The following is a 12,222-nucleotide window of genomic DNA, read 5'->3' as shown; positions in this document are numbered from 1 at the left end:
GCTCTATTCCTGGCACCTGGAAAAGCCTATTTTTAAAGGGTCTTTGAAACAGCATGGCCCGGATGTAAATCAAGGGTATAATAATAAAAACGGCCAGCAGGCCGTTTTTTCACTTCATTCTGATTTTGTCTCCTTCCGAGGCTTCCCTTGCTTTTTTGACTGTCCTATAGGAAGAGTAGCCGCTTTCTTCCTCGAATTGGGCAAAAACCTGCTTCTCCTCAGATTTGCTCGGTACGATTTCCTTGAAGCGGCGATAAGCCGACATCAGCCGTTCGCGTTCGATCCCTTTTTCATAAGCTTGCTCAATTTGCTCAAAAAAATGAATGACATCGATGATCTCATCTGTTGACCAGGTATGGTCAAGGGGATATTGGTATTCCATGTTTCGCACCTTCTTTTATATGCTTTTTTGTTGATTGTTACATATAAAGGCATGAGGTGCAACTTGCAGAAACCCTATTCTCCCCACTTCTTTCTGATCGCCTCTGCATCAAAGATCAGGCGGTCCATCAGTTCACTGACCGAAGGAACATCCTTGATAAGTCCCATCACCTGGCCTGCCCAGGCAAAGCCTTGGCTTTCCTCTCCATCGTATATATATTTTTTGTTTGCCTCACCGCTGATATAATCTTTCAGCGCCTCATATTTGCCGTGCTTTTCTTCCAGTTCAAGGATTTTTCCGGTCCAGTCGTTGGCAATCGCTCGTGCAGGTGCTCCTATCGACCGTTTAATCACCACCGTATCATTTTCACTTCCCTCAATGAGCCGGGTTTTATAAATTTCATTGGCATGCACGCACTCCTTGGTGGCAATAAACCTTGTTCCCATCTCAATACCTTCAGCCCCAAGACTCAAAGCAGCCATCAAACCCCTGCCATCCCCTATGCCCCCCGAAGCAATAACCGGTATGCCCACGGCATCTACCACGCTTGGGATGAGGACCATTGTCCCGGTATCATTCCGGCCTAGGTGCCCTCCTCCTTCCTGTCCGACCACCATGACAGCATCAGCTCCCAGTTCCTCTGCTTTTTGGGCCTGCCTCTTTGCAGCCACGAGTACGAGTTTCTTGGTATCCGTCCCTTCCAGCTGTTCAAAAATCGGAGCCGGATTTCCTCCTGTCATGGTAATGACCGGAACTTCCTCGGCGATCGCCACAGCCAGGAAATCAGCAAAAGGCCTCCCATGTTGACCTATGGCAAAATTAACGCCGAAGGGCTTGTCGGTCAAACTCTTTAATTTGAGAATTTCCTCCCTTAAGTCAGCAGGGCTTTTCAGCGACATGGCCGTAATTTGCCCCAGTCCTCCAGCATTGCAGACTGCCGCCGCCAGCTCCGAATAGGCAAGGTACGCCAGGCCTCCTTGAATGATCGGATATTTAATACCCAGCAATTTCGTGATTTTCGTTTCCCATCTCATCCTTTTACATCTCCTTTCTTTTCCCCTATTCGACTTTTAGCGGCATTTTCCCTTTTATTCATGCAAAACAAGGGAATGAATAAGTAAGTGCTCCATTTATGGCAGTCAGCCGATAATTTTCTATGCAAAGGGTATGAATAGTGCTATAATGCATTTTGTTTTGAAAAAATGGATGAATAAAGTAACTTAAAATAAAGAGGTGTACAAGCCATTGTTGTCCCAAAATCAAACACCATTATTCACCGCATTGAAAGAACATGCAAAAAAGAATCCTGTCCAGTTTCATATACCGGGCCATAAAAAGGGTAGCGGCATCGATCCTGAATTCAGGGAATTTATCGGCGATAATGCATTGTCTATCGACTTGATCAACATTGGGCCGCTGGACGACCTTCATTCCCCCAAAGGAATCATCAAACAAGCCCAGGATTTAGCTGCCAAGGCATTTGGCGCTGATCATACCTTCTTCTCTGTCCAGGGAACAAGCGGGGCAATCATGACTATGATCATGACCGTATGCGGGCCAGGGGATAAAATCATCGTCCCTAGAAACGTCCATAAATCTGTTATGTCAGCTATTGTGTTTTCAGGCGCCATCCCGATATTCATCCATCCTGAGATTGATGAAAAGCTCGGGATTTCGCATGGCATCACAACGGATGCTGTCCAAAAAGCACTTGAACAGCATCCTGACGCCAAGGGAGTCCTTGTAATCAACCCAACCTACTTTGGTGTGGCTGCCGATTTGAAGCAGATTGTCCAAATTGCCCATTCGTTTGACGTCCCCGTTTTGGTTGATGAAGCACACGGAGTCCATATCCATTTCCACGATGAACTGCCGCTGTCTGCCATGCAGGCAGGTGCCGACATGGCCGCAACGAGCGTCCATAAACTTGGCGGGTCCATGACCCAAAGTTCTATCCTTAATGTGAAGGAAGGGCTGGTTTCTTCTAAACGTGTGCAATCCATCATATCGATGCTGACCACAACCTCCACTTCCTACCTCTTGCTGGCTTCGCTGGATGTTGCCCGCAGAAGGCTTGTGACGGAAGGAAGAGAACTGATTGGCGCCACCATCAATCTGGCCCAGTCCATCAGGGAACGGGTAAACAAAATTGAACACCTTTATTGTGTCGGCGAAGAAATTCTTGGAAGTAAAGCCACTTTTGGCTATGATCCAACAAAGCTCATCATTTCGGTTAAAGACCTGGGAATTACAGGCTATGATGCTGAAAAGTGGATGCGCGAAACATTCAATATTGAAGTTGAGCTTTCTGATTTGTATAACCTGCTTTGTATCATTACACCAGGCGATACGGAAACCGAAGGAGATACGCTGGTCCGTGCTCTTGAAGCATTATCCGCCGAATTCCACCATCGGGCCGAAAAGGTTCATGCCAAGGTTTTCCTTCCAGATATTCCGCTGCTGGCATTGACCCCTAGGGATGCCTTTTATGCTGATACGGAAGTGATACCATTTGCCGAGTCCAGCGGCCGGATCATTGCCGAGTTTGTTATGGTTTATCCCCCAGGAATCCCGATTTTTATTCCCGGGGAGATCATCACGGATGAGAATCTTGAATATATCAAGATGAATGTCGAGGCTGGACTCCCCGTACAGGGTCCTGAAGACGACCAGCTTCAGATGATCCGAGTAATTAAGGAACACAAAGCCATTAGATAAGACTGTGGCTGTAAACGTGTTTGCCTTGAGTAATTCATGCATTGTTAAAAAAAAGAGGGTATGCGATAAGAATCGCATACCCATTTATTTTTATTATCTTTCCTGTTGGTGATCGTGGCAGCATTCACATTTGTTGGAATAAAGAACTGAAACCTTTTCATCTTCGAAGTGGTCAATTGTGGTATTGCAAGTTTGGCATACGATAGTTCCCATCTTTTCAAACCCCTTTTCATTCGAATTTTAAGCTTACTGAAAGCGTTTTAGTATCTTTAAATCAATAATAATATAACATTATTAACTTTTCAAGCCTTATTTGTATAACACATTAAAAAAATTTGCTGAATATAGAGATTTAAATTTATATTTATATGTACTTAAATCCAATAGGATAACATAAAAAACCAGGCCTGCGGATAAAGTGTACCCTTTGTAAAGGACATTCTAAAAAAAACCTAGGCAGCTTTAAGAAGATGATCTCTGTATTGAACAGGGGTCATCTTTTTTAGGTTCCATTGATATCTCTGGTTGTTGTAGTAAGTAATATACCTGCTAATTTCATTTTTAAGTTCGTTCAACGTCTTACATCCMTTTATATTAACCTCGTCTTTAAGGTGGCCAAAAAAGGATTCTATGGGGGCGTTATCCCAACAGTTACCCCGTCTTGACATTGACTGACGCAACCCAAGCTTCTTAACGAATTTTTGAAAGTCAGGGTGGGTATAGTGAACCCCTTGATCCGAATGAATTAATGCTTCCTTTGCTTTCTTGAAATTACGGTTCTTCTTTAGCTTGTGTAGAGTGTTAGTGGCTAGTTCCATCGTCATCCGGTCAGACAAATATTCAGCCAGTATTTGACCTGTAGACCCATCCTTTATGACGGATAGGTAAGCTCTTTGTCCGTTCGAGTAATTTAGATAAGTAATATCAGTGAGCAGAACTTTGCCGGGGATCTCTTGCTTAAACTGACGCTTTAACAGGTTTGGCACCACTCTGTGCTCTTTTGTGGCCTTCATCATTCTCCTATAAGGATTGGCTTTTCTAATGGGGCAGATAATCCCGTATTTCCTCATAATTCGCCGAATGCGCTTCAAATTGTAGACAACATTAAATTGACCCGCCAGTGTCATCTTGATTTGGCGTGCGCCTTTCTTACGCTTTTTGAAATGGAAGGCTTTTAGAATCATTTCCTTTACGAGCTGGTCCTGCTCCTCTTTTTGCTCTCTCCGTTTTTGTGAGTCCACTGAAAAATAATTGTAATAACCGCTTCTTGAAACACCCGATATTGTACATAGATAGCTAACCATATTCTTCAGCTTGTATTTCTCAATCACTGAACGAATAAGGATATACTTTTGGCAAGKGGGAAGGACTACTTCTTCATCCTCCTTTCCGCGAACCGTATCTTTTTTAGCAGCTCGTTCTCCGCCTTAAGCAGGTTGATTTGTGCCTCCAGACAGGCATTTTTCTCCTCTAATGTCAGTTCTCTGTCTCTCGGACGCCCTGAATTTCCCGACCTGGTATCGCGTAGCCCAGCGACCCCATTCTCCATGTATGCTTTCTTCCATCTCTTACTGGCTGACCTAATTCTCTCCGTCCCCAGGATCTCTGCATCAAACCCACACTCTTCAAATATTTCTCTCGCCAATTTGCCTGTTTCTTTTTCCGCTATAAATAATCTCTTAAAATCATCTGTATAGGTGATGCCTTTTGAAGATACAGATTTAACATATTTGTTAGCTGAAAGCTTTTTGATCTCTTTCTCTGTAAAAGTCTTTTTACTCATAACCGTTCTCCAGTCCCTCATGTTGTATTGCTTAATTATACAAAAAAGTACCCTATAGGTAGACTTTTTTTAGGTGTCTACTCTATAGGGTACATTCTAGGACGGCCTGGTTTTTATATTGTCTATTCATATTGAGTGGCAAAAGGCATAGCAGGCAGTGTTTCCTGAAAAAACTCAGCCAAATCGGAAGCCTGTTTTACATCCTGAATCCTAAAGGTTTTTTGGAGGTAATCGATATTATCAAGGTCAGCTGGATCGAGGAGGGTTGAACGCCCAGTCTGCATGCATACAATGAGCGGCTTACCGAAAAACATATTAGTGTACACGATGCCAAAATCATAGCGGGTGTCATCTGTAGTAAAACCGACAAATCTCACCTTTACCTTTTCGTGTTCATCATAAAGCTTTTCGAACAGATCCATCAGCCATCTCCTCCTTTTATAATATTTAGAATATTATAACATATAAGTGTATAAACATGCAAGTTTGATGTTGGATATTGTCGGTGTATTTTTCAAGTGCTAGAATAGTAGTAAATAGAATTAGAGAAATAGGGGGATGGCCAATGTCCAGCAACGCATATATTAAGCTAGTACCTTCATCTGCGAAGGAAACGGTTACAACGGAAGAGGTACAGGAGTTGTTTCATTATTATAAAGAAATTACAGCCAAAACCGGCGACCAGCTTGGATGGAGCTATGAAGCATCTGCTTTCCCTTATGAAATCAAGGAAAAAGCTAGCGGGAAAGGAACCTGGTTTTACCTTGAATCACAGCTTGACCGCTACAATCTAATACTCATGGGCATCGATAAAGAGACAATCTCCGATGATAGCGGAGATAAATGGGAACAAACATACATCCAAATCACCCTTCCTGAAACAGCAACAGCCGGCGATAAAGGAAAAGCTAATGAATTTTGCAAATTCCTTGCAAAAAAATTACAGGGAGAGCTGCATTTATTTAATGGCAGGATCATGTACTTTTATCCGCGAAAATAAAAAATGGCCAAATGGCCATTTTTTTTTTTTTGCTTAAAGCACTCGCCCTTATCGTCAGATTTGCAAAACTGCCATTGCCATATGGAATATGGAATACAAGCCAAGGCTCGCAAAAGTGGCCAACAATGTTTTTTTGACTGATTTTATGATTGCATTCCCAATTACATTCGATAAATAAAAGAATACTAAAAACATTAGGCCATTATAAATTGGATGATCATGCTGGGAAAGCCATTCCATCAGGCTGTAGGCACTCCAAATGATTAGCTGCAGCATTAAAACATAATAGTATTTCAACCTGATCCCCCCGTTCTAAATCTGTATCTTTAATGGCCCCCCTCTCTATTATATGAATGAAAATTCTTGTTATTTTTCATTTTTGTAACATTTGAATGACATCAGGCTATTTCCGATTTTGCTGTGATAGAATGGCTTTGAATTATGAACATAAAACCATTCCCGGAAAAGTGAGGCAAGATGAATGAAAGTATTGTCTTTTATTTTAGCCGCTTCCTTCCTGCTATTCTCTTCTTCGTGCAATACAGTTGGGGATTATGAAGAGTTGAATATTGATAATGAAATTAAGCAGATTGTTTTTTTCTCTGATGAAAAAGACTACAACCACGAAGTTGCCTACTATGATGCCATTATTGAACTTAAACATGATTTCCCAAATGAAATCAGCAATATGATGGTTCTATCCGGGGACAAGGCAGATAAATATCATAAGCTTTTCGATGTGAAGGAAAGCCCTGCCATACTCGTATTTTTCGAGGACGAAGTGGTGCTTAAAATTGATGGCATTGTCTCCAAGGAAAAAATCATCCAGCCATTGGCACAAGCGCTTTCGGATAACATAGCCCAACAGGGCCGTTAAGACATAAAAAAAAGTCCTTCCTTTACGGAAGGACTTTTTTATTCATTATTTAATGATATGGATAGGATTACCCAATGCAACTTCGGCTGCTTCCATGGAAATCTCACCAAGGGTAGGATGTGCATGGATGGTCATAGCCAAATCTTCAGCTGTCATGCCAGTCTCAATGGCCAAGCCAAGCTCGGCAATCATATCTGAAGCACCAGCGCCTGCAATTTGGGCACCGATGATCAAGCCATCTTCCTTGCGTGTCACGAGCTTCATGAAACCGTCCGACTCATTGAGGGACAAGGCACGGCCATTGGCTGCGAATGGGAATTTTGCAGCAACAACATCAAGGCCTTCTTCTTTCGCCTGTGCTTCGGTATAGCCAACAGATGCCAATTCAGGGTCTGAGAATACGACTGCAGGGATTCCCAGATAGTCGATTTCAGACGCATGGCCTGCAATGGCTTCTGCCGCAATTTTACCTTCATAGGAAGCTTTATGGGCAAGCGGCGGTCCTTCGACAACATCACCAATAGCATAAATGTTGCTGATATTGGTTCTGCATTGCTTGTCAATTTTGATGATTCCCCGATCGGTCAGCTCCACGCCTGCCTGCTCAAGGCCAAGTTCATCCGTATTCGGCTTGCGACCTACCATGACAAACACATAGTCCGCTTCGATCTTCTGTTCTTCGCCTTTGGCTTCATAAGTAACAACAACGCCATCTTCTTTTTCTTCTACACCTTTAGCAAGGGCCTTTGTAATGATTTCAGCACCTTTTTTCTTCAGGTTGCGTTTTACTAGTGAAGACATCTGCTTTTCAAAGCCGTTAAGGATTTCATCCGCACCTTCAAGAATTGTCACCTTCGTGCCGAAGCTGGCATAAGCTCCGCCAAGTTCAGTTCCAATATAGCCTCCGCCAATTACGACGATGCTCTTTGGAAGTTCCTGAAGATTCAATGCGCCTGTAGAATCCAAGACACGCTTTGAATATTTGAACGCAGGAATTTCCAGCGGACGGGATCCAGTCGCAATGATTGCATTTTTAAATGTATAAGTCTGAGCTGAATTTTCATCCATTACCCTTAGGGTGTTAGCATCCACAAAGTACGCTTCACCGCTAACGATATCTACTTTGTTTCCTTTTAACAGACCTTCAACACCGCCTGTCAATTTCTTGACGACACTTTCCTTGAAGGACTGGACTTTAGAGAAGTCCAATGTAACATTCTCGGCAATAACCCCCATGCCTTCAGAATGCTTCGCATTCTCAAAGCGGTGGCCAGCTGAGATAAGAGCCTTTGAAGGAATACATCCGACATTCAAGCAAACTCCGCCAACCGTTCCCTTTTCGACAATTGTTACTTTTTGGCCAAGCTGGGCAGCACGAATCGCTGCCACATATCCGCCAGGGCCTGCACCAATGACTATAGTATCTGTTTCAATTGGGAAATCTCCTACTACCATTTATTACGCCTCCATTAACAATAGTTCTGGATCGTTTAACAAGCGTTTGATATGATTCATTGCATTCTGCGCTGTTGCACCGTCGATCATGCGGTGGTCGAAACTTAGTGATAGAGCCAATACCGGAGCAGCTACAATTTCTCCATCTTTAACAATGGCTTTTTCAGCAATGCGGCCAATACCTAAAATAGCTACTTCTGGATGGTTGATGACAGGAGTAAACCATTGTCCGCCTGCAGATCCAATGTTTGAAATCGTGCAGGAAGCGCCCTTCATCTCATCCGGAGCGAGCTTGCCATCACGGGCTTTGACTGCAAGTTCATTGATTTCGTTTGAAATGGTGAATACAGACTTCCGGTCAGCATCTTTTACAACAGGTACAAGAAGACCTTTTTCAGTGTCAGCCGCAATACCGATGTTGTAATAATGCTTGTGAATAATCTCATCAGTCGCATCATCAAGAGAAGTGTTCAATGCTGGGTATTCACGCAGCGCACTTGTTAATGCTTTTACCACATATGGAAGGAATGTAAGCTTGATTCCTTTTTGTGCAGCAACTTCTTTGAATTTCTTGCGGTGGGCTACCAGCTTGGTTACATCGATTTCGTCCATTAATGTAACGTGCGGAGCTGTATGCTTTGAATTTACCATAGCCTTGGCAATGGCTCTGCGAATTCCGCTCATCTTCTCGCGGGTTTCTGGATACTGTCCCTGAGGAACAGCCTGAGCTGCAGGTGCTTTTGCTTCTGCCGCTGGTGCTTCCTGCTGCTGCGCAGCCGCTGGCGCCTCTGCTCCGCCGTTTTGGAAGTTGTCAATGTCTTCTTTCAGAACACGACCGTTTTTGCCCGTTCCGGAAACAAGGCGGATATCGATGCCCTTATCGCGTGCATATTTACGCACTGAAGGCATTGCGATTACGCGGCGGTTCGGGTCTGCTTCAGCTTCTGGAGCTGAAGCCGCTGCTGCACCCGTTGCTCCCTGAGCTGCCGGAGCATTTGCTTCTTCTTTTTTAAGGTCCTGTCCGGATTCCATTGTTGATTGAACCTGTGCTTCCGTCTTGGCATCCCCTGCTGGTGCGTCTTCTTCATCACCTTTAAACTTCAGGTTTTCATAACCTGGTGCGTCAAAAGAGATCAGGGTTTGTCCAACAGTAGCAACTGTGCCTTCTTCTACAAGGATTTCTTCAACTGTTCCTGCCACTGGAGAAGGAATCTCTACTACCGCTTTATCATTTTGAACTTCACAAAGGACATCGTCTTCCTGGATTTTATCGCCAGGCTTTACGAACCATTTAACGATTTCCCCTTCATGAATGCCTTCACCGATGTCTGGCATTTTAAATTGGAATGACACTAAAAATCACCCTCCTAGTTATAAAAACGTAAGTGTCTGTCCAGCCCCATCCAATGCGGGGCTGAAAAGAGACCACTGATTTTTTTAAGTGTTATTAGAATGTAAGAACTTTCTTAGCTGTTTCAATTACATCTTTATAATTCGGAAGCCATACAGTTTCCGCTTGTGAGAATGGGAATACAGTATCAGGAGCTGCCACGCGCAAAACCGGAGCTTCAAGGTTCAAGATTGCACGATCGTTGATTTCTGCAACGATTTGTGCTGCAATCCCTGCCTGTTTTTGAGCTTCCTGAACGACCATCGCACGGCCGGTTTTTTCAACGGAAGCAATGATTGTATCGATATCGAAAGGCATGATAGTACGTAAATCGATTACCTCTACAGAATGACCTTCTTTTTCCAGCTCTTCGGCAGCTTTTAATGATTCATGAACCATTGCACCGTAAGTAATAATGGAAAGGTCCGTGCCTTCCCTCTTGACGTCGGCTACTCCCAATGGAATGGTGTATTCTTCCTCAGGAACCTCCTGGCGGAAGGAGCGGTAAAGCTTCATATGCTCAAGGAAAACAACCGGGTCATTATCGCGGATTGAAGAGATAAGCAATCCTTTGGCATCGTATGGAGTGGATGGAATAACCACTTTTAGGCCAGGCTGCTGTGCCACAAGTCCTTCGAGGCTGTCAGCATGCATTTCAGGCGTATGTACGCCGCCGCCAAATGGAGAACGAATCGTTACAGGAGAAGTGTAAGTTCCGCCAGAACGATAACGCATACGAGCCATTTGTCCCGCAACTGAGTCCATTACTTCATAAACGAAACCAAAGAACTGGATTTCCATTACAGGCCTATAGCCTTGCAGGCCTAGTCCAATTGCCAGACCGCCGATACCGGACTCTGCAAGCGGAGTATCAAATACCCGCTCTTCCCCAAATTCTGCTTGAAGTCCTTCTGTTGCACGGAATACCCCTCCGTTTACACCAACGTCTTCCCCGAAGACGAGGACATTCGGATCATTGCGAAGCTCAACGCGCATCGCATCGGTAATAGCTTGAATCATTGTCATTTGAGCCATGGCTTACTTCGACTCCTTCTCTGTATAAATTTCATATTGTTCCTGAAGGTGACTCGGCATTTCTTCATACATGATGGACATTAAGTCGGTCACCTTTTGTTTTGGCTGTTCGTCAGCCTTTTTGATTGCGTCTTTAATATCTTCTTTTGCCTTTTCAATCACTTCGTTTTCCATTTCCTCATTCCAGATTCCTTTTGATTCGAGGAACTTGCGGAAACGGACAAGCGGATCCTTCTTTTCCCACTCATTGTCAAGGTCGGCTGTACGATAGCGTGTTGGATCATCCCCAGCCATTGTATGCGGACCATAACGGTAGGTCATTGTTTCAATTAGCGTAGGTCCTTCGCCATTAACGGCACGTTCACGAGCTTCGCGGACTGCAACATAAACAGCAAGAGGATCCATTCCATCCACCTGTACTCCAGGAATTCCGGCTGCAACAGCCTTTTGGGCAATCGTCTTGGCAGCAGACTGCTTTTCAACAGGAGTAGAAATGGCAAAACGGTTGTTTTGAACAATGAAGATGGCAGGAGCTTTATATGCACCAGCAAAGTTAATGCCTTCGTAGAAGTCCCCTTGAGAAGCTCCTCCGTCACCTGTATAAGTAATCGCGACAGACTGGGCGCCGCGCTTTTTCATACCAAGAGCAACACCAGCGGCCTGGATGTACTGTGCACCAATGATGATTTGCGGGGAAATCACATTTACGCCTTCAGGAATCTGGTTGCCGTGGAAGTGGCCGCGTGAGAACAGGAATGCCTGATAAAGCGGAAGGCCATGCCAGATCATTTGCGGAACATCACGGTAGCCTGGAAGAATGAAATCTTCTTTTTCAAGGGCAAATTGGGATGCAAGCTGGGAAGCCTCCTGCCCTGCTGTCGGAGCATAAAAACCAAGGCGTCCCTGGCGGTTCAGGGAAATGGAACGCTGGTCGAGAATCCTTGTATAAACCATTCTCTTCATTAATTCCTGAAGCTGCTCGTCCGCCAAGTCAGGCATAGCGGCTTTATTTACAACTTCCCCTTCTTCGTTTAGGATTTGCAATGTTTCAAATCCATCTTGAATTTGCTCAAGCTGTTTTACAGAGTCAGCCATCGTATTCTTTGTTTTAGATGCCATCTAAAAGTCACCTCTTCCTTTCCTAATCACATTAATTAATCTTTTATACAGGTATAGCGTACCCAAAAGCGGTGAATTTTCCATCAGGGAGTTGAAAATACATCTTAAAGTTCAGCACTGGTGCGTCGTAACACCACTATGTAGTTTTCCACAGAAAGTGCAGTCACAAACAAGGCATTTGTGCCACAAGGCTTCCTGCTGGCTGTACTATCTCATTTTCAAACTTTAATGATACACATTCAACTCTCACGTCCCTTAGTGTACAATATCCAAAAAGCTCCCGTCAAATACAATGTTTCAGATTCCCACACCTCTTAAGCATCCTTTTCGAACAAACTGTACTATAAAAATAATATACCTGTATCATTTTTAATTTTCTCCCTTCTTTCAAAGCCAGGTAAAAAAAAAGCATCGGTCCCTTTACGGAACCGATACTCACTATTAAAAAGGGGGGAAATATTAT

The 12,222-nt window shown here is 43.9% G+C and carries 13 protein-coding genes; 3 read left to right on the top strand and 10 right to left on the bottom strand.

Going from position 1 to position 12,222, the window contains the following annotated elements; translation table 11 throughout:
• Positions 1 to 109: 109 nt before the first annotated feature.
• Entirely contained in the window at positions 110 to 382 is a 273-nt protein-coding gene (locus ADU22_RS10050; RefSeq protein ID WP_053362032.1) for a UPF0223 family protein, read from the bottom strand.
• Positions 383 to 456: 74 nt separating this feature from the next.
• Positions 457 to 1,416, bottom strand: a complete 960-nt coding sequence (locus ADU22_RS10045) for an NAD(P)H-dependent flavin oxidoreductase (RefSeq protein WP_053362031.1) — start codon at positions 1,414 to 1,416, stop codon at positions 457 to 459.
• Between the two features lie 214 nt (positions 1,417 to 1,630).
• Here ADU22_RS10045 and ADU22_RS10040 point away from each other — a divergent pair, with 214 nt between their 5' ends.
• Complete coding sequence (locus ADU22_RS10040) at positions 1,631 to 3,100, top strand: aminotransferase class I/II-fold pyridoxal phosphate-dependent enzyme (RefSeq protein ID WP_053364521.1); 1,470 nt, start codon at positions 1,631 to 1,633, stop codon at positions 3,098 to 3,100.
• Positions 3,101 to 3,193: 93 nt separating this feature from the next.
• Here the strand turns inward: ADU22_RS10040 and ADU22_RS24215 are convergent, their stop codons facing one another.
• The 3 genes from ADU22_RS24215 to ADU22_RS10025 all read right to left on the bottom strand — a co-directional run bounded on the left by ADU22_RS24215 (position 3,194) and on the right by ADU22_RS10025 (position 5,305).
• On the bottom strand, positions 3,194 to 3,313 hold the full coding sequence (locus tag ADU22_RS24215; protein WP_082252824.1) for a GapA-binding peptide SR1P: 120 nt from the start codon (positions 3,311 to 3,313) through the stop codon (positions 3,194 to 3,196).
• Between the two features lie 239 nt (positions 3,314 to 3,552).
• Positions 3,553 to 4,883 (bottom strand): IS3 family transposase gene (locus ADU22_RS24210; RefSeq protein ID WP_231687861.1). Its coding sequence is split into 2 segments (ribosomal slippage): positions 3,553 to 4,502 and positions 4,502 to 4,883, totalling 1,332 coding nucleotides; the frame shifts between segments, so codons are not numbered across the junction.
• 122 nt (positions 4,884 to 5,005) lie between these two features.
• On the bottom strand, positions 5,006 to 5,305 hold the full coding sequence (locus tag ADU22_RS10025; protein ID WP_053362029.1) for a DUF3055 domain-containing protein: 300 nt from the start codon (positions 5,303 to 5,305) through the stop codon (positions 5,006 to 5,008).
• Between the two features lie 143 nt (positions 5,306 to 5,448).
• Between ADU22_RS10025 and ADU22_RS10020 the strand changes: the two genes are divergently transcribed.
• A complete protein-coding gene (locus ADU22_RS10020; RefSeq protein WP_053362028.1) occupies positions 5,449 to 5,883 on the top strand; it encodes a DUF1885 family protein in 435 nt (144 codons plus the stop codon).
• Between the two features lie 54 nt (positions 5,884 to 5,937).
• On the opposite strand, the gene ADU22_RS10015 is transcribed toward ADU22_RS10020, so the two are convergent.
• Entirely contained in the window at positions 5,938 to 6,180 is a 243-nt protein-coding gene (locus tag ADU22_RS10015) for a hypothetical protein (RefSeq protein ID WP_053362027.1), read from the bottom strand.
• A 184-nt stretch (positions 6,181 to 6,364) separates the two neighbouring features.
• Here ADU22_RS10015 and ADU22_RS10010 point away from each other — a divergent pair, with 184 nt between their 5' ends.
• Positions 6,365 to 6,760, top strand: a complete 396-nt coding sequence (locus ADU22_RS10010) for a hypothetical protein (protein WP_053362026.1) — start codon at positions 6,365 to 6,367, stop codon at positions 6,758 to 6,760.
• Between the two features lie 45 nt (positions 6,761 to 6,805).
• Here the strand turns inward: ADU22_RS10010 and lpdA are convergent, their stop codons facing one another.
• The 4 genes from lpdA to pdhA all read right to left on the bottom strand — a co-directional run bounded on the left by lpdA (position 6,806) and on the right by pdhA (position 11,759).
• Entirely contained in the window at positions 6,806 to 8,215 is a 1,410-nt protein-coding gene (gene lpdA, locus ADU22_RS10005) for a dihydrolipoyl dehydrogenase (RefSeq protein ID WP_053362025.1), read from the bottom strand.
• Positions 8,216 to 8,218: 3 nt separating this feature from the next.
• A complete protein-coding gene (locus ADU22_RS10000; protein ID WP_053362024.1) occupies positions 8,219 to 9,568 on the bottom strand; it encodes a dihydrolipoamide acetyltransferase family protein in 1,350 nt (449 codons plus the stop codon).
• A gap of 94 nt (positions 9,569 to 9,662) precedes the next feature.
• Entirely contained in the window at positions 9,663 to 10,640 is a 978-nt protein-coding gene (locus ADU22_RS09995) for an alpha-ketoacid dehydrogenase subunit beta (protein ID WP_053362023.1), read from the bottom strand.
• A gap of 3 nt (positions 10,641 to 10,643) precedes the next feature.
• Entirely contained in the window at positions 10,644 to 11,759 is a 1,116-nt protein-coding gene (gene pdhA / locus ADU22_RS09990) for a pyruvate dehydrogenase (acetyl-transferring) E1 component subunit alpha (RefSeq protein WP_053362022.1), read from the bottom strand.
• Positions 11,760 to 12,222 lie beyond the last annotated feature (463 nt).

It is taken from the genome of Bacillus sp. FJAT-27251 (genome assembly GCF_001273925.1).
Taxonomy (GTDB): domain Bacteria; phylum Bacillota; class Bacilli; order Bacillales; family Cytobacillaceae; genus Mesobacillus_B.
Note: the sequence above shows the minus strand (reverse complement) of the source record. Positions and strands in the feature narration are given on the sequence as shown.

What these genes read in the sequence shown, in the direction of transcription:
- ADU22_RS10050 (WP_053362032.1), bottom strand. Translation starts at nt 382, where the DNA reads ATGGAATACCAATATCCCCTTGACCATACCTGGTCAACAGATGAGATC.
- ADU22_RS10045 (WP_053362031.1), bottom strand. Translation starts at nt 1,416, where the DNA reads ATGAGATGGGAAACGAAAATCACGAAATTGCTGGGTATTAAATATCCG.
- ADU22_RS24215 (WP_082252824.1), bottom strand. Translation starts at nt 3,313, where the DNA reads ATGGGAACTATCGTATGCCAAACTTGCAATACCACAATTGACCACTTC.
- ADU22_RS10025 (WP_053362029.1), bottom strand. Translation starts at nt 5,305, where the DNA reads ATGGATCTGTTCGAAAAGCTTTATGATGAACACGAAAAGGTAAAGGTG.
- ADU22_RS10020 (WP_053362028.1), top strand. Translation starts at nt 5,449, where the DNA reads ATGTCCAGCAACGCATATATTAAGCTAGTACCTTCATCTGCGAAGGAA.
- ADU22_RS10010 (WP_053362026.1), top strand. Translation starts at nt 6,365, where the DNA reads ATGAAAGTATTGTCTTTTATTTTAGCCGCTTCCTTCCTGCTATTCTCT.
- lpdA (WP_053362025.1), bottom strand. Translation starts at nt 8,215, where the DNA reads ATGGTAGTAGGAGATTTCCCAATTGAAACAGATACTATAGTCATTGGT.
- ADU22_RS09995 (WP_053362023.1), bottom strand. Translation starts at nt 10,640, where the DNA reads ATGGCTCAAATGACAATGATTCAAGCTATTACCGATGCGATGCGCGTT.
- pdhA (WP_053362022.1), bottom strand. Translation starts at nt 11,759, where the DNA reads ATGGCATCTAAAACAAAGAATACGATGGCTGACTCTGTAAAACAGCTT.